At 59.2% G+C, this 16940-nt stretch carries 11 protein-coding genes; 3 read left to right on the plus strand and 8 right to left on the minus strand.

The annotated features are described in order from the left end of the window. Nucleotides 1-46: 46 nt before the first annotated feature. A complete protein-coding gene (locus AC3EML_RS26675) occupies nucleotides 47-775 on the minus strand; it encodes a nucleotidyltransferase family protein (protein ID WP_023681041.1) in 729 nt (242 codons plus the stop codon). A 633-nt stretch (nucleotides 776-1408) separates the two neighbouring features. Between AC3EML_RS26675 and AC3EML_RS26680 the strand changes: the two genes are divergently transcribed. After that, a complete protein-coding gene (locus tag AC3EML_RS26680) occupies nucleotides 1409-2086 on the plus strand; it encodes a LuxR C-terminal-related transcriptional regulator (protein WP_023681040.1) in 678 nt (225 codons plus the stop codon). Between the two features lie 101 nt (nucleotides 2087-2187). On the opposite strand, the gene AC3EML_RS26685 is transcribed toward AC3EML_RS26680, so the two are convergent. Then, nucleotides 2188-3906 (minus strand): PAS domain S-box protein, encoded by a 1719-nt coding sequence (locus AC3EML_RS26685; protein WP_352521944.1) that lies wholly within the window; start codon nucleotides 3904-3906, stop codon nucleotides 2188-2190. 254 nt (nucleotides 3907-4160) lie between these two features. Here AC3EML_RS26685 and AC3EML_RS26690 point away from each other — a divergent pair, with 254 nt between their 5' ends. Continuing rightward, nucleotides 4161-4838: a helix-turn-helix transcriptional regulator gene (locus tag AC3EML_RS26690; protein ID WP_023689781.1), complete on the plus strand. Its 678-nt coding sequence runs from the start codon at nucleotides 4161-4163 to the stop codon at nucleotides 4836-4838. A gap of 159 nt (nucleotides 4839-4997) precedes the next feature. Next, on the plus strand, nucleotides 4998-6134 hold the full coding sequence (locus AC3EML_RS26695) for an NAD-dependent epimerase/dehydratase family protein (RefSeq protein ID WP_352521943.1): 1137 nt from the start codon (nucleotides 4998-5000) through the stop codon (nucleotides 6132-6134). Between the two features lie 49 nt (nucleotides 6135-6183). On the opposite strand, the gene AC3EML_RS26700 is transcribed toward AC3EML_RS26695, so the two are convergent. From AC3EML_RS26700 to AC3EML_RS26725, 6 genes are all read right to left on the minus strand, one after another. Beyond that, nucleotides 6184-7389 (minus strand): acyltransferase family protein, encoded by a 1206-nt coding sequence (locus AC3EML_RS26700; RefSeq protein ID WP_352521942.1) that lies wholly within the window; start codon nucleotides 7387-7389, stop codon nucleotides 6184-6186. A gap of 215 nt (nucleotides 7390-7604) precedes the next feature. Then, nucleotides 7605-9773, minus strand: a complete 2169-nt coding sequence (locus AC3EML_RS26705) for a polysaccharide biosynthesis C-terminal domain-containing protein (RefSeq protein WP_352521941.1) — start codon at nucleotides 9771-9773, stop codon at nucleotides 7605-7607. Between the two features lie 69 nt (nucleotides 9774-9842). Continuing rightward, entirely contained in the window at nucleotides 9843-12044 is a 2202-nt protein-coding gene (locus AC3EML_RS26710) for a GumC family protein (protein ID WP_023681033.1), read from the minus strand. 1 nt (nucleotide 12045) lies between these two features. Beyond that, complete coding sequence (asnB, locus tag AC3EML_RS26715) at nucleotides 12046-14043, minus strand: asparagine synthase (glutamine-hydrolyzing) (RefSeq protein WP_488505351.1); 1998 nt, start codon at nucleotides 14041-14043, stop codon at nucleotides 12046-12048. Nucleotide 14044: 1 nt separating this feature from the next. Continuing rightward, nucleotides 14045-15304 (minus strand): O-antigen ligase family protein, encoded by a 1260-nt coding sequence (locus AC3EML_RS26720; protein ID WP_352521939.1) that lies wholly within the window; start codon nucleotides 15302-15304, stop codon nucleotides 14045-14047. Further along, a complete protein-coding gene (locus AC3EML_RS26725; protein WP_023681030.1) occupies nucleotides 15301-16527 on the minus strand; it encodes a glycosyltransferase family 4 protein in 1227 nt (408 codons plus the stop codon). Before AC3EML_RS26725 ends, AC3EML_RS26720 begins: the two co-directional genes overlap by 4 nt. Between the last annotated feature and the right edge of the window lie 413 nt (nucleotides 16528-16940).

Here is a 16940-nt window from a genome sequence, read left to right on the forward strand (position 1 = left end):
GACCTCCTGAAAGCCTTGTTGGTGGCTAGACCTCTGCATCAGACTTTCATGCGGCTGCAGCGGCAGCCGCGACCTCGATTGAGGACGACTGATCTTCCCAGGCAATTGCCTGTGCATTCTGGAAGTCATCGACACGACCGATGTCGAGCCAAAGACCGTCATGCTTGTAAACATGCACGGTCGTGCCACCCTGCATCATCTGCAGCATCAGGTCATCGAACCCAAATGGGATCCCGGACGGAATGAACCGCAGGACATCTGGGTTCATGCAGTAAATCCCCATGCTGACGAGATGGGAAAGCGTCGGCTTTTCCCGGAAGAGCTGGACAGTATTGTCGATCTCGTCGATGACGCCGAAGTCCATCTTGATATGACGGCACGCCGTGGCGATCGTAACGGGATCCCTATGCAAGCGGTGCGCGGCTACAAACCGGCTCAGGCTTAGATCTGTGAGGACATCGCCGTTCAGAACGACAAATGTTTCGTTCAGTTCATCCCTAATCAGAGAGAGAGGTCCGACGGTGCCGAGTGGCTCCATTTCCTGGGTATATTTGATCTTCAAGTTCCATTGCGATCCGTCGCCGCAGACGCTACGGATCAAATGTCCTAGATACCCTGTCGTAATATATACCTCTTCAATGCCGTTGCGCCGCAGCCACTTCAAAAGCAACTCAAGAACAGGCCGGGCCCCTATCGGCATTAATGGTTTCGGCAGGACCGATGTAAACGGTCGAAGGCGCGTACCCATCCCACCACATTGAATCACCGCTTTCATTCGATCCTCCTGATCTGCAGTTGGCTTTGTTCGGGATCGGTGTTCCATTGTCCGGCCAGGGCACCCCCTCAAATCCGGCCAAACCTCGGCGGCAATCCGAACATCATATGCGAAAAGGTATGTGACAGCCGGGGCGGCTGTCGTCGTGCATTCGAATGGTAGGGATTCAAAACGTTCAAGGTATTAGATGGCCACGAGATCAACAGCCGATAGAAGCGCGATTGGGCACTGATCATGACGCCGATAAAACGAAAGCAGTTGCTTTCAAGAAAGCTGCGATCCGCCAGGGCCGGACCGGCCTACAGGTCCGGCGACAGCGGGTGGCGACATAACAGATGCCACATGATTACGATGGTCCTGAACAGCTGGCTTGGACCCAGAGATGGGAAACCGGCATCGTTTTGCGGACAGGCACCGCACGCCAGGGTTAAAAATCTATGGATGAGCTTCGCAATTTAGTATTATATTAGACGTTCTGGATGTGCGTGGATGGGACGCTGCGGACATCACTGTGATGCGTTGACCAGTGGATGGCCGCCATTTTAGGACCACCACGGATTGTCGATCATAGGCGAATGGGAGGTTCCAGCGGGTTTTCTCGTCGGGAACCGAGTAACGCGTTGGGGTAGTTGCATGGCTCGGATCGTCATTGCCGACGATCACGGCTTATATCGGCGTGGTCTCCGGCTGGCACTCATGGCTGGAATTCCAAGCGCCGAAATATTCGAAGCTTCGTGTTTCGATGCCGCGGTCAATCTTTTAGAGGAGCAGGCGTCCATCGATCTTGCGATCCTCGATCTGAACATGCCTGGGCTGTTCCATCAGGAAGTGCTCAGCGACTTTATGGCTGCCTATCCTGACACTCGCTTTGCGATCGTTTCCGGGGATGATTCCCGCTCGGAGATACTGACCGCGCTTTCGATCGGACTTCACGGGTATATCGTCAAATCGCAGAGCGACGAAGAAGTCGTGCTGGCTGTAAACGAAATCCTCGCTGGCCGGATCTATGTGCCATCTCTCCTATCTCGAACGTCTGCCGACCAGAGATCGCATGCCCCCCCACCTCCGGTTCAAAATGCCAGCCGCCGGCACGAGGGCTCGGGCGACGTCGCTAGGCTGACGTCTAGACAGAAGGACGTCCTCAAGCTGATGGCAGAGGGGTACTCGAATAAGGAGATTGCCCGCAATCTGGACATTGCCGAGGCGACAACGAAAATCCATGCCGCAGCCGTGCTGCGTGAGCTTGGGGTTAGAAACCGTACCGAAGCAGCTGTGTTGCTCCAAAGCTGGCTGACGAGACAGGCGAGTTGACGTATGCCCCTCGAACCGGCCCGAGTTTGCTTGCAGGAAATCGCAGCAAAGGGCCCACACCATCGGTTAATTGGCCAATTCGGCTTCGACTTGGAGGGGCTCTATTGCAATCCAAATTCCTCAATTTCTTTGCGCGATACACGCAGCGAATATCGAAGGCCATCTTCGGTTATTTCCATATTCGGGGAATGACCGACAAGCGGCGTGCTGTCCACACCGATTATCAGTGACCCGAACCCGCGGCGTACGACTTTTGAACTCTTCCGTCGGCCCGATTCCACCCAATCGAACACGAGGTCGTCACCTTCGTCCTCGGATGCAAATCGCCACTTAACTTCGACCTTGCCATTCGGGTCACCCAGCGCACCATGTTTCACCGAGTTTGTCGTCAACTCGTGAAGGATCATCGCCAAGCCCTCGGCGGCGCCGCTTGGCACAGTGAGGGAAGGTCCACTGATCGTTATGTCGCGTGTCTCCTTGAAGGGCTGCAATTCCCGGTCCACGAGCTCATGGAGCATCCCTGACAGGTTGGCGTGACGAGAAAGGATCCGATGGGTCGCCTCCAGTGTTCGAATCCAATCGATCAACATCTCCTTGTATTTGGCAACATCATTGTCGGGGATATCGATCATGTTGACCAGAGCTCTAATCACTGGAAACACATTGCTGAACCGATGGCGCTCTTCGCGCATTATGCGCTCGCGTCTCTTTACGGCGGCGCGAAGCAAAGTTGTTTGTCGACGTTCGGTCAGATCCGCCGCCACCCCGATGCGCATTTTGCGGTCGCCGTGCTCTTCCTGCCGTCCACGCAATGCAATCCAGCGTGTGTGACCATCCACTTGCCGGACACGAATCTCGACGTCATAGTTCAATGCCGATGAAGGCTTTGCCGAGGCGGACAGCTTCGGCCAGTCGACGGGATGGATTACGGCCGAGAGTTCTTGCAAGCGGCGGACTGGGGCCGGAGGCAGACCAAGAATGTCCCAGAACTTGCCGGAGCCGGCGACTGTCCCATCCTCAATGTCTATTTGCCATGTGCCAAGGCGCCCGGCAGATACGGCGAGATCGAGCCATTCCTTCTGAGCCCGAAGGGCCTCGCGTGCCGCTTGTCGCTCGGAAATATCGTCAACCACCGCGAATACGCTCTCATTTGGCGCCTCTTCCGGCCGCGACGAAGACAGGGCCAGGTGAGCCCAGAATGCCGTGCCATCCTTGCGCAAAACGCGGATATCCGTAGCCGACGCGGTCCCATTGCCCAAATCTTCCAAAAGTTTCCGCACAGTACCTCGATCGTCGGGGACAATGATTTCCTCCAGCTTGAGTTGGGCAAGTTCCTTGTGCGCGTAGCCGGTCATCTCCAAAAGCCGTCTATTCGACTGCAGCAGTTCGCCATGGCGATTGGTATTAGCAAAGCCCAAGGCGGCAGCGTCGATGGCACCGAGCCTCGCTTCTGCCACCCTGAGCGCACCATGCAGATCTTGTCGCAGGCGGTGGAACACAGCTGCGATCAGGCTACCCGAACCCAGAAGGAAGACGGCCCCGGTCCAGTCTCCACCAGTGAGGTGACCGTCCAACAGGTGTCGCATCCACAAGCCGGCGACCGCCATCAGAAGCGTTGCTGCGATGGCAACAAAACGGCCCTCAAGATACACGATGACAACGGTTATGGGGATAAACGCAACAAGCGGCAACGGCTGGCCGCCATATACCGTACTTATCGCCTCGAATGCTATCGATGCTGCAAACACCAAAAGCGAAGCTAGATGAGCCCACGTAGTGCTCGACACATTCGATTTGAGCCAGCGCAGGTCCGAACCCATGCGCAAAGACTACAACTTTCGGTCTAGTCCGTCGAGACTAGGCCGAAGGGGTGGCACCTAATCCCAATGCCCGATTGCCATGACTTTGCCGGCGAATAAAATCATGGTGTCAGGAGCGCTCTTCAGAAAGATATATCCAAGAGACGCTGCGGAAAAACCATTCGCAGATTTCTCGCAGTATGTGGAAATTCAAGTTGAAGCAGCAACTTCATCAGATTTGATTTGCGTCAGTAGCAATGGGTTGGGTGGAAGCGATGACACTGATTGAAACGCGAAACGATGCGCTTGCAGGCAGGCAATACATTGTATTGAACGATACCCGCCACGAAAGGCCGATAAGCCTTGTGGACCGGCCGGACGCAAGGGTCGGCGGATCTCGACGACGCAGCCTGGAATCCATCACCGGCATGCTTGATCGTATGGGTTGCGGCTATCTCGTCCTGGACCGAGACAAGAAAGTAATAGAATGGAACGCTGCCGCTCGGGACACCCTCGCACGCCAGGGCGAAGCAACTGATACAGCCGTCGAGCTTGCTGCCGGGTTGAGGCGGCTGGTCGCGAATGTTCCGGTCCACCTCCAGCCGGGCTCACTCTCATGGGTAGTGATCCACAGCAGAGGCGACAGGCCGGTGACCATGAACGAGACGGGCGTCGTTACACCGGACGGGACAACCGTCGTCGCATTGCTGGACCGGGATAACAAATCGGCGGCCAACCCTCGCACGTTGCAAAGGATGTTCGGTTTGACCAGCGCGGAAACGCAGTTGGCGCTACGCCTGGCCCATGGCGACGCGCCCTTGGAGATCGCCCGTAGCTGGCATCTCAGTCGCACGACTATTCGCTCTCAGCTCGCCTCGCTGTTCGCCAAGACCGACACGAGGCGTCAGGCGGAACTAGTGGCTCTTTTGGGGCGCATTTCGGTTTTGCCATGAGAAATCGACTGCTGTCTGCATCCGCTTTGATTCAGACAGCGGCGGCCCGCATTGAGCGCGCTGTCGCGTAGATCACAAGGCCGGCGGCGCCATTTCCGATCGTTCAAGCGCTGCCGAGATAGCGCGGAACGCGGAACCTGGAAACGGGAGTGACTTGCCATGGCCGAAGCAGATTCGAAGGTCAACAAGCTGGCGGATATCGTTCACGGGCTGCAGGATGGTGCTGCGTCGACCCTTACGCACACGGGGCCGATCATCGTCACGGGCGCCGCTGGGTTCATCGGATTTCATGTTGCGTTACGCCTTTTGCGGCTCGGCGCCGAGGTCATCGGCGTCGACAACTTCACGCCTTACTACGACCTGAAGCTGAAGGAGGCGCGATTTACACGGCTCTGCGCCGAGCCGAGGTTCACGCCGATGCGCTTCGACCTGGCGGACCGGTCGCTGGTGAAAGCGCTGTTCTGCGAATTCCAGCCATCGCACTTCGTGCATCTGGCCGCCCAGGCCGGGGTACGTCATTCGCTCGTGGACCCGCATGCCTATGTGGAGTCAAACATAGTCGCGTTTCTCAACGTTCTGGAGGGCTGCCGACACGCCGGCGTCAGCCATCTCGTTTATGCCTCGTCGAGCTCCGTATATGGTGCCAATCGACGCATACCCTTTTCCGAGCATCATGGTGCCAATCATCCGGTGAGCTTCTACGCCGCCACCAAGGCCGCCAACGAGTGCATGGCGCATTCCTACAGCCATCTGTTCGGCTTGCCCGCAACCGGACTGCGCTTCTTCACCGTCTATGGTCCCTGGGGCAGGCCCGACATGGCTGTCTATACTTTCACCCATGCCATCGCCGAGGGCCGAACGATCGAAATCGCCAATGCCGGGCGCGTATGGCGGGATTTCACCTATATCGACGACATCGTAGAGGGGGTTGTTCGCGTGCTCGCCAAACCACCGTGTCAGGATCCCGATTGGGACGGTCGCGCTGCCGATCCTGCCACCAGTTCGGCGCCGTATCGGCTCTACAATATCGGCAATGATCGGCCTGAAGAAATCAACCATCTGATCGCGCTCATCGAGACGGCCCTTGGTCGCCGCGCCGTTCGCGTCAACGTACCTTTACCACCAGGTGACGTCCTGGAAACCCGCGCCGATGTCAGGGACCTCCGCCGCGCCGTTGGCTTCGCACCGGCGACAACACTGGAGGACGGCGTGCAACGTTTCGTGGAATGGTATCGGGAATTCCATGCATGCCCCGTCGGACAGGTGCGACCAGCCGGCCTTACGGCAACGGCATAGTGAGCACAACAGCGGCATTTCCTTGGTGTGGCAGGGTCGCGGCTCGCCATCAATCTGTCTTGGGATAGGCCGGCACTGGAAGGGGCCCAAGCTGCCGCCCTGTGCTGTGCCCGACCCCCAAAAGGCGCCGCGCATAGCGGGTGAGCGGCTTCTCGAACAGACGGTGGGTGATAAATGCCACGCCCAGGGTTATCGCCAAGGCCGAACCGATGAAAGCCCACGGGCCGAGCACAAAGATCAAGCCTGTACGCCAGAAAATTATGCGCATGGCGCGGATCACGAATGGATGCATGAGGTAAAGAGCGTATGACGCATCGCCAACGCCAGCGGCCCACCTCGCCGCCAGGCTGTCATGCCTCAGTTTACCCGGCTCTGCCAGGGCAGCACTCCAAACAATTAGAGACGCCGGAATGCCATACACGACAGGGCGACCAAGGCCGGCCGAGATATCGGGAAACGCCGCCGCAAGCATCAGGGCACCCAGTCCCGTTGCGGCGACACAGGCCCTGATTGGGCCGGAAGGCCGCAGGCCCGAGGCGCACATGACCCCGATCATCGCGCCGAAAGCGAATTCGAGGATGATCGGATTGGTCCAGAAACCCCAAGGCTCTGGCAAAGGAGCCGCAAGAGCGCCCAAGAGCACCATCCCAACCAGGATCGTGAGCAGGACCGTAACTGCCCACCGCATGGGCAGCACGATCGTCGCCGTGAACAGCACGTAAAACAGCATCTCATAATTGAGCGTCCAACCCAACTCGTAGACCGGCTGAACGAAGCCGTCAGGGCGACTGGCCGGAACGAATAAGTAGGATTCGACTACAAACCTGAAATCGACGTAGCTCTGGTTGAGAAGATTTGGGGCGGCCACCGCTACCGCAATGTAGAGCGAGGTGAGCGCCCAATATAGCGGGACAATTCGCGCGATCCGGCGGGAAATGAAGAGACGCGCGCCCCCGGGCTTTGCGAACAGCTGTCGCGACGTATGCACCATGATAAGGCCGGAAATCACGAAGAAAATATCGACTCCAGCGCTCCATGGTATCGGATTCCAGCTCTGAAAGGTGCGGCCGGCCTGTAATTCCAGGGTGGCCGCATCATGCTGGGCGTGTCGCAGCGCGACCGAACTAGCCGCGAGAGCGCGCAGGACCTGGACCTGGGTGAGGGTTTCGCGTTGGCTGCGCTCGACAGGCGTCGATCTCTCCGAGCGACGGCGCACTGCAGGCGCCGAGGCGCTCGCCATTCGGGCTTGTTCCATGGATGCTCCGCAGATTGTGAGCACACCCTGGGGCGCCTCCGAAACTGATGCATCCTTCAAATGACGGACACAGCCCGCGAAGTATCGGCTGCCCGCGCGGGTGTCCGGAACAGAGATACGCCGAAGCGTCTGTGCAGCCCTATGGCCTTTGTGCGATCCGGGCTTCGTGACTTCCTGCCCGAACGACGGCAATCACCGTAGCCAAAACAGTGCTCTCATTTGCTCGCCCTCAAGAACCAATGCCATTGACGGGCATCGACCGCGCTCGGCCTGATCGACAGCAAGGCAAAAACCAAGCCTGGCATGATTTTCAGTCGCTTGCGGATATAGACGGCCATGGCAATGCTCCAGATGCTCAGTGCAAGTGCCACACCCACCGCAGCGCCAAGCAGGCCGTACACCGCAACTCCGGCTGCACAGGCAATTATATTGGCCACAGCACCCGCTACCATCGTCGTTGCCGCAGCCCATTCATTTCCAGTCATGGTCAGGAGATTCTGTTGGGGCCCGCACAGCGCGACAAAGACATATCCCAAAATCAGAACCCGTGCGATCGGCGCTCCCGCGCTATAACCCTCACCGAAATAGCTCAAGAACGGCTCGACTATCACCATCATTGGGACGGCCACCAGGATGGCACCGCCAGCAGAAAGCAGGGTTGCGCGCGCGAACAGCTGTTGTAGGCCTCTGCGATCGCCTCTGACGTAGAGATCGGCTGCTGTTGGCGAAAACATGGTTGCCACGGCGATACGGGACAGGCCCACGAGCATCGCGACATTCAAGGCCAGCGCGAAAATACCCGCTTCAGCAATATGGCTTGTCCAGCCCAAAACCAGGACTCCTGCCCGACTGACGAAAACATCGAGCCCAGTGATGAGCATGAGCGGGGGGACGGCAAGCCACCATTCCCTCGAGGCATAACTTGGCTTGGCGTGTCCCAGGCCGGGTGGTTCAAACCTCCTAGCGATGATGAACACCAGCGCCGCTGTGAAAGCGGAACTCACAAGCACCGCCAGCGTCACCGAGGGCGCATCCACTGTTCGAAATCCCGACAATGCCAGGAGCGCTACCAACACGAGCAGGAGCCCGTCTCGCATGATGCGCTCCGGCAACAACGCCGAGACAACGCCGCCGAAAGCACGCACAAGCGTGGCTCCGAGAGCATAGGCCGTAACCAAGGGCACAGCCATCATGCCGAGCACGATGCTTGTCTCAAGCCCTCTTTCCGTTGGATCTGAAAGGAACAGGACGGACGCAGCGCCGATCATCCCGAACAAGGTTGCCGCTATCAGCGATCTCTGCAGCGCAAATCTTATCACGCCGCGGGCCAGATCAAGCCTGCCACTGGCCCTATAGGCCGGGAGGAAACGCAACAATGATACATTAAAACCAAGCGTTGCCAGATAGGCGAGCACTGACGTCCAAGCCTGAACGTAGGAATAGATGCCGTAGTTGTGAGGTCCGATAAGGCGTGCAATTGCCAACTGGGCAAGACTGGTCAAACCAGCGCCACCAATATAGATCAGCAAGGCGGATATGCTTGCCCAAGCGAGCCGCGAGCCCATGTCCTTGTTGCGCGGCGGTGCGGTTGCTGAACCAGTTACATCTGCGCGATGAGCTGGCAACTCAATTTGCTTTTCGCCGACCGCCCTATCGAAGCGCGACAATGCAGAAAGTATTTGTCTCTCAATCCGACAAATACTTTTAAAGGTCGATGGACCATCGGTGTTTTCGACGGAGATGATTTCCCGGCCAGATGTTGTCAGGAGGTCATGCATCGCTTCAAAAACGGCGAACGAGCGCATGTTCACGTTCAAGTCGGCCTCGAAAATCCGTTCCGCCGGCGGCTCAAGCTCCATCCGCCGACGAAGGCGACTTTCCACGACCGCAGCTGGCACCAAGAGCCTGACGGTGAGATCGGCCGCCGGTGCGAGGCTGAGCGCCTTTTCCAGCGCTCTGGGGTTGGTGCTCCCATTAAACATCGCAAGCGAACCAATCGCTTGAACATATCCTTGATCGAAAATTATAATTTCGGGCGATTGCTCAGCAGACTTCCAGCAACGCGAAAGGTGCAGGATGTATCGCCAGATTCGCGCGCGCCAAATTCGGTTTCTTGGCGGTATCATCCTCACCATTGCAAAGGAATTGGAAATATCATCGGCTCGCCCTGCCGAAAAAAGCAGTATTCTGGAGGTTGAAAATATCGCCGATACGATCCGTGATATGAATAGCAAGATTCCGAGGTCATATTTGGCGGCCCTGGTGCTTGGCTTGTAGCTGAGAGCGACCTTGGCGTGATAGCCTTTCCCGCGCAGCTGCTGCGCAAGCGCATGTGCGAAGGTTGTTTTGCCGGATCCTGGAGGTCCGAAAAATTCAATGATCATCGTGTAGCTGGCTCGATTTAGGGGCGCGATCGCTCCCTGGAGCTTCTGTTGAAGATCGCACACGCATCTTCAAACCCTCTCCAACAGAAGATCGGCGTTGTCTCCGAGCCTGGAGCCGGCTAGCCTCTTCAGGTTCACCCGGGTGAGCACACTCCCTACTGGAACGGTGGCGGATCCGCCGGCCCCTATTGCATCCAGAGCACCACGGGCAATGCTGCGCCTCGTCCTTGCCCAGCGAACGGCAAAAAGCACCGAATCGGCCCAGCGCTTAAGCAGCCTGGTTTCAGGCCCCCCGAGGCCCAGGGGACCGTTCATGATGACCACGTCGTAGGCCGAACGCAGCTCCTCGGTGAACTGGCATTTGTCGACGGTGGACAGAAGCGTCAGGAGATCATCGGAAGGTGCTGGAGCGGCCATGAGGTCGATACCGATTTCCGGCATCCTCGTAATTGCATCCTTCAGCACGCAACGTTCATTCACATAGTCGCCGAAGGAGTTCCGGGCCTTGTCGGTGCTGAATTCACCACGAAACCCGTTCGTGAGCCGTACATCCTTGCGATCGAGATCGAGGAAAAGCACTCTTCCTCCCAGCCGCGTTGCCGCCAGCGCCAGGCTCCATGCCAACTCGGTCTTGGCATCGTCCTGGATGCTGGACGTCACGAGAATGATATGCGGCGGCTGCCCCTTCCCCTGAGTTGGCGCCGCAGTGACGAGCAGCGAAGTCACGGCGCGGCTGAACGGCAAGTTCTGCTGGCTCAGAACCAGATGCCGCAGCTTTCTGGCATTAAGTCCCGCAACCCTGGGAAGCAGTCCTACGCACGGGACCCCAAGCTCGGCCTCGGCTTCGGCTTCACTGCGCAAGGTTTGGTTGAAACCGTTGCGGACCAGGACAATGACCGCCCCCATGAGACCAAAGACGACCATGCCGGGGGGAATCAGGAAAATCGGCGACAATGTCACGGGGGTCGACGGCGGCCAGGCGGTCGAAAGGACCGCTACGCCTGGCGAAGGAGCGGCGATGCGACGTATCAGATCCTGCTGCCGGCTCAGGAGTTCGTTGTAATGCTGCGTCACGATGGCTACCCTAGGCTCAAGGGAACGCAGCCCCGAAAGTTGGCTCGCCGTGTCGGCCACGGCCGCGTCGAGCATCGCCTTGCGACTTTCAAGAGCCGTAGCCTGAGACCGGTAGACATTTGCCTCGGCAGCGATTCGGGCAACGCTTTGCTCCATTTCGCGGGCGATCGCGTTGCGCAGATCGCCGTCGGCGGCGGCACCCGACTGGCGTGTCACCAGGTCCGTCAACACGGGCGACCCGATTTCTTCAGCGATGGCCGTGACCGGGGCGCCCGCCTTGCGCAGGTCCTCAATACGGCGAAGGCGCGCTTCCGACGCGGAAAGACTGGCTTTCGATAGGAATATCTGCCGGCCGAGTTCCGCTGTCTCACTGGCTGCGTTGTTGGCCGCAGTCTGATCGACGGCGCCATGCGTGAGCCGGTATGTCTCCAGCCGATCTGTCGCTTCGACAAGATCCCTTTGTACTTGCGGAAGGCTGGCGACTATCGAATCCAGATGAACCTGATCCGATGCCCGGCTTTTTTGTACCAGATCTTGAATGTAGACCTGGGCAAACGTGTTCGCGACAAGTGCCGCACGCGCCGGATTTGGATCGGTGAAGCCGATGGTGATGACGCGCGATCGCAGCTCTTGTCCGACCCTCATTCCGTTGCGTAGCGCCTTCAGCTCGGGCGCGTCCGCTGCGTCCGGATTTTCCGCCACCGTGTTATCCTGTCTCCAGGCCCTGTTCAGGAGATCGATGAGGAACGAGCCAGCCGCGGGCGGGACGGCATTGACGACGGTCTTTCCGTTACCGTCGACTGGTTGGGCTTTGCGCAGTGCTGCCAAGACCCGACGCAGGTGGCCTTGCGAGGAGAGCATCGTCAGATGATCATCGATGTTCGATTCCAGCGAGTCCTGGGCGGATGCCACGCCGCCCGAAGCACTGCTGCTCGGGGCATCGATAATGACCTGGGTCGTTGCCTCGAACAGCACCGGGCGGGTGAAGCCTGCCAGTCCGGCCAGGATGCCGCCCAGAAGGGCCATGGCAAGCAAGAACCATTTTCGCGTCGTCAGGATGATGACGAGCTGGTGGAAGGGTGACGATTGCGTTGGCTCGCGGGGCGGCCGCATCAAGCGCAGATTGGTTTCAAGTGTCCCAACTTCCATCTGCTTGGCGCGCGGACGCCGGGCGCGGTTGGCTATGGAACCTTCCATCTCAATCCCCTGTCAGTTCGATATGGTAAGAAGGGTGCGTGGCGACCGTCGATGGCCGCATGGCTTCGTTGCGCCACGCCTGAAACATGAGCACCGGCCACAGGTCGCGGAAATTATCTTGGCTTCCATGCAGATGATTGCGCCAGCATGCGTCGACCTTCTCACGGTCGATGACCCCGTCCCCGGAGCGGCCGATCGTGGCAATGATATCGGTTGCCCAGCCGCGCAAGGGCCCTTTCAACCAAGTCCCGACCGGAACGTCGAAACCTTGCTTGGGCCGGTCGACCAGTCGGCGTGGTACATAACGATCAAGCAGTCGGCGAAGCAACCATTTGCCCTTCCCGTTTCGGACTTTGGCACGGGCTGGCAAGCGCCAGGCGAATTCAACGACGCGATGGTCCAGGATCGGGCATCGCCCCTCGAGGCTGTTGGCCATGGTGGCTCGATCGAGCTTCACCAAAATGTCGCCCGGTAGATAGCCTGTCATGTCGGCGAATAGGAGACGCGAGAGCAGGCCGTCGAGCTTTGTCGTGTCGGTAGGTGCTGTCGACGGCTTGCGATGAACAAGGTCGTTGGCTGAAGATTTTGTCAGTTGCAGAAAGAGTTCGTCCTCATCTCGCGCCGCGAGCAGGCGGGCAAGGCGAGCCAGGCGGTCACCGCGCAAGCCATGCCGCATATTCGCCGAAAGCGGCAGATTGCCGAAGATATCTTTCTGAGAGGCTTGGGCCAGCAACCCAGCCCCCGATGCCAACAGCCGGCGAAATGACAATGGCAGCTCATGCTGCTTTGTGAGGCGGGTTGCCAGGAAGTGTCGAGAATAGCCTGCGAAGCACTCGTCGCCACCATCGCCTGAAAGCGCCACGGTTACGTGTTGCCGCGCGAGGCGCGACACCAGCAGCGTCGGTATCTGCAATTCATCGGCAAACGGCTCGTCCCAAATCCGGGGCAGCTCCGGAACGACCTCAAGCGCGGCGGCCGGCGAGAGATGAAGTTCCGTATGATCGGTGCCCAGATGGCGAGCAACCGCGGCCGCATGGGGAGCTTCATCAAACCCACCTTCCCCGAACGCTATGGTGAACGTCCGAACGGGGTTTCGGGACTGTGCCTGCATCAGGGCGACGACAGTCGAGCTGTCGATCCCGCCCGACAGAAAGGCGCCCAGCGGCACATCTGCAACCATTCGTTCCTTGACGGCCAGTCGGAGCAGGCTGTCGAGCTCGGTCGCGAGGTCCTCGTCGCTGGCGGCTATCGGATCGCGCTGTCCCTTGCTGGCGACATCGGCCAGCGACCACCAAGGGTGAATGCGATGCGCAAGCGAACCGGTGCCGCGGGCGTCGGCGAATTGCGCCGCAGTGACCGACAGGATTGAACCAGGCGGCAGCTTGAACACGCCTTGCCAAATGCAACGGTCATCCGGCACCCAGCCGTTGGAAACCATCGTCGTCGCCGCATCGACATCGAGTTCCGGAGTGAAGCCTGGGAAGCAAGTGATCGCCTTCAGCTCCGAGGCGAAGACAAGCGCGTCACGTGTCAAGGCGACATAGAGTGGCTTCTTGCCCATTCGGTCGCGGGCAAGCTGAAGCGTTCGGTTCTCCAGGTCCCACAGCCCGAAAGCAAACATGCCAGCGAAGCGCGCGAGGGCTGCATCAAGGCCCCAGCTTTCGATCGCGCACAGCATGACCTCCGTGTCACTGGCGCCGCGGAAATGATGGCCCGCCCCTTCCAGTTCACGGCGCAGATCGCGAAAGTTGTATATCTCGCCATTGAAGGTGATGACATACCGACCGCTCGCGGAGAGCATTGGCTGGCGACCCGCTCCGGACAGATCGACGATGGCCAGTCGCCGGTGGCCGAAGGCTACCCCCCCTTCACGGCTCACCCAGAAGGCCTCACCGTCAGGTCCGCGATGACGAAGCGCCGTCGCCATCGGTCCGATGGCCCTGAGCGCACTTGCGTTGGGTGCATCGGGCGCCAACAAAATTCCGGCGATCCCACACATTCTAGCATCTCCTCTCGCGAACAATCGCGGGGATCGCTTCCGGCGTCCCAGCGACAAGGCAGAGGGTCAGACAGAACCACACGATCGGATGGCGGATGACCAAATGCGGAGCACTGAAGACGGCGATCGATGCCACGAGCGCCACCAGAGCATCCAGCTTCGCCCGCCAGGCGGACAACGCAGCCGAGCCGAAGATCCACATCAGGGCTAGAACCGAAATCAGGCCGCCCTGAGTGTAGAGATCCAGGATGGTGCTGTGCGCCTCGAAGGGCCGCGGCAAAAACTGTTGATTGACCACGGGGGGACTATCTAGGTGCGGGCCCGGACCCAGTCCAAGCGATCCCGATCGTGCCCCCTTCTCCAAGGCTGCATTCCAGAGGTAGAGGCGAAGCGCCGCGGTTTGGGCAGTCGCTTCCCCGCCCTTGTCTTTGGTCAGGCTCTTGGCGAAGTCTTCGGCGCTGGAGGCCTCGCTGAGGGCATAGGGCGCTATAGACAGGGCCAGCGGCAGGAAGCCAACGGCCATCAGGACGGCAAGCTGCCTTGAAAGGCTCGCCTTATTGCCGTCGCTCGTCAGCCAGGCCCGGACCCGCAGCCCGAGAAGGATCAGACAAGCCAGGACCGTGGTATAAAGGTAGGTATCGCTTTTTGTCAGCCTTCCGACGTAAACGGTGAATATGAGGCTGCATAGGGCAAGGCATCTTCCCCATTTATTGCTGGTGGTTGTGGCAAGATGCAAGGCCAGTGGACCGAGCAGGGCGCAGTAGAGCGCAAGCTGGTTCGGATTGTCGGACCATCCGCAGAAGCGGTCCCAGTACCAGGGCTCGACCCCAGCCTGATGGAGCCAGCCGAAGCCAAGCCCTACCTGAATGATGAAGCCCGCATTCGCGATAGCAACCATCCACCAGGCGATACGACGCAAACGGAAAGACGCGTTGGGCTCCGCAGCGGCCAGACAGGTGACGCACGCCAACAGCACATAGGCCAGCGTGTCGTGCAACAACGGATCCAGGAACAACGTGGTTGTCAGAAAACCGATGATGTAACCCACGCCCATGGCAAGCGCCAGGATCAGCCAGAAAAGCCCAAGCTTGGCCAGGGCCGGCGTAACCTCCAGTTGGCCGCCAGCAAGGATTCGCGTCATCGACAGCATTATCCAGAGCGTGAGGCACAGTTCGCTGTAGCCGAAGGGCAGCCCTGGGATGCTGAGTTGCGCCGCGTAGGACATCGCGACGCCGAAGGCCAGAAGCGCATCACGCATCATTGCCGCGCCTCACCCAGTCGATGGGGGCTTGGCACCGCCTCTTCCCTCGGATTCGCCTGCGCAGCTTGAACAAGCCTGCTGCGATATCTGCCACCCAGTATTGTCTTATACAGGTCGCAATACTGGTCGATCACCCACGACAGCGAGAACCGCTCCCGCACGAATCCGACGGAACGGCTGCCCATCGTCTTGCCACGGGCGGGGTCGGAAAGAAGATCGACTATCCGGGAGGCCAAGCCATCCGCATCGCGCGGCGCCACGAGATAGCCGTTCCAGCCATCCTCAACCACATCGTTGCAGCCCGGCATATTCGAGGCGACGATCGGCAATCCGGACAATCCCGCCTCCAGCAGGACACGCGGAATTCCCTCGCGATATTGCGTCGGAAACGCAAAGATATCCGCCATGCCAAGGAGGGCTGGAATGTCGCGCCTTGGCCCCAATGCGACAACGTGGGGAACATGGCGCTCGATATCGGCTCTGCTGACGGCAAACGGACCTTCGGAGTCTTGCGGGCCGACAAGTACGAAACGCGCGTTGGGCCTCTCGCGGATAACGCGAGGAACCGCCTCGATGAGGGTTGGAATCCCCTTCTGCCGCGTGAGCCGACCGACAAATATTATGACCTGGGCCGATTGTAGGCCAAGTTCCTCGCGCATCGTGGCAGCCGAAGGACCACGATACCTTGCCATCGAGAATGCATCGGGGTCGATGCCAGAACTCCGGATCAGTCGCCCTTTGCCGCGAGCCACCAGCCGATAGCGCTCGAAGAAGGCCTGATCATCACTATTCTGGAAGACGGTCATGGCTGTCCAACGAGACGCCACCCCCTGAAGGCCGCAAAAGAAAGGACGCAATGCCAGGGCCCGCGGCTCCCGCGACGAGAATGTCCAACCAAGCCCGTTGATGGTGCGAACGACGGGAACGTGCCCGCGCACCGCCAGTGGAGTTAGGAGATTGGGCTTGGTGTCGAAACTTTGAATGATGTCCGGACGCAGTTCGGACATCAGTTCACGGATCGCGCCGACAGCACCCCATTCTGCACCGCCGCTGCCAAAGCGGTCGAACCCGAATCGGCGATGGGCAATGCCATGGGGTGAAAAGGCGGCTCCGAGATCACTCGAAACGGCAGTGACTTGAAAACCCCTTTCGCGAAGCGCCAAAAGAAACGGGATTCTTAGTCTATGATCCTCGCCGCCAACGCAAACCAGATGCGGACTCATCCTGTCGCTCCTGGATGCGATCCCAATCTCGTAAAACAGCTGACCCTATCCGCGGTTTCCATGGCCGGTTTCATCGCCCCTGAACACACAACAGCCAGTCCCACGCTAGGAGCAGGCTTTCGTGCTGTCCTCGTCTGTTTGCATGAAGCAAGCTGATCAACGATGCGGCAATGCAGCCACAATCGCTGTCGCCTCGGTCAGTGCGTTGGATCATCCGGTCTGACGGTGCAACGACGACACGTTCGCGTACGACACGGCGGGCCGGATATTTAGAAAAAGAGGGCTGTGTTCGACGGGGTCCGCGCGCTCGCGTTCTCTGCCCGCCTTCTCACGCCGGATCAACATCGCACCCAGATGGTGTGATGACTCGCACCGGCAGTTCTCCCGACCGCTTCGTCTGGAACAGGCTTTCA

It is taken from the genome of Mesorhizobium sp. P170090 (assembly GCF_057786115.1).

What these genes read in the sequence shown, in the direction of transcription:
- AC3EML_RS26675 (WP_023681041.1), bottom strand. Translation starts at nt 775, where the DNA reads ATGAAAGCGGTGATTCAATGTGGTGGGATGGGTACGCGCCTTCGACCG.
- AC3EML_RS26680 (WP_023681040.1), top strand. Translation starts at nt 1,409, where the DNA reads ATGGCTCGGATCGTCATTGCCGACGATCACGGCTTATATCGGCGTGGT.
- AC3EML_RS26685 (WP_352521944.1), bottom strand. Translation starts at nt 3,906, where the DNA reads ATGGGTTCGGACCTGCGCTGGCTCAAATCGAATGTGTCGAGCACTACG.
- AC3EML_RS26690 (WP_023689781.1), top strand. Translation starts at nt 4,161, where the DNA reads ATGACACTGATTGAAACGCGAAACGATGCGCTTGCAGGCAGGCAATAC.
- AC3EML_RS26695 (WP_352521943.1), top strand. Translation starts at nt 4,998, where the DNA reads ATGGCCGAAGCAGATTCGAAGGTCAACAAGCTGGCGGATATCGTTCAC.
- AC3EML_RS26700 (WP_352521942.1), bottom strand. Translation starts at nt 7,389, where the DNA reads ATGGAACAAGCCCGAATGGCGAGCGCCTCGGCGCCTGCAGTGCGCCGT.
- AC3EML_RS26705 (WP_352521941.1), bottom strand. Translation starts at nt 9,773, where the DNA reads ATGATCATTGAATTTTTCGGACCTCCAGGATCCGGCAAAACAACCTTC.
- AC3EML_RS26710 (WP_023681033.1), bottom strand. Translation starts at nt 12,044, where the DNA reads ATGGAAGGTTCCATAGCCAACCGCGCCCGGCGTCCGCGCGCCAAGCAG.
- asnB (WP_488505351.1), bottom strand. Translation starts at nt 14,043, where the DNA reads ATGTGTGGGATCGCCGGAATTTTGTTGGCGCCCGATGCACCCAACGCA.
- AC3EML_RS26720 (WP_352521939.1), bottom strand. Translation starts at nt 15,304, where the DNA reads ATGATGCGTGATGCGCTTCTGGCCTTCGGCGTCGCGATGTCCTACGCG.
- AC3EML_RS26725 (WP_023681030.1), bottom strand. Translation starts at nt 16,527, where the DNA reads ATGAGTCCGCATCTGGTTTGCGTTGGCGGCGAGGATCATAGACTAAGA.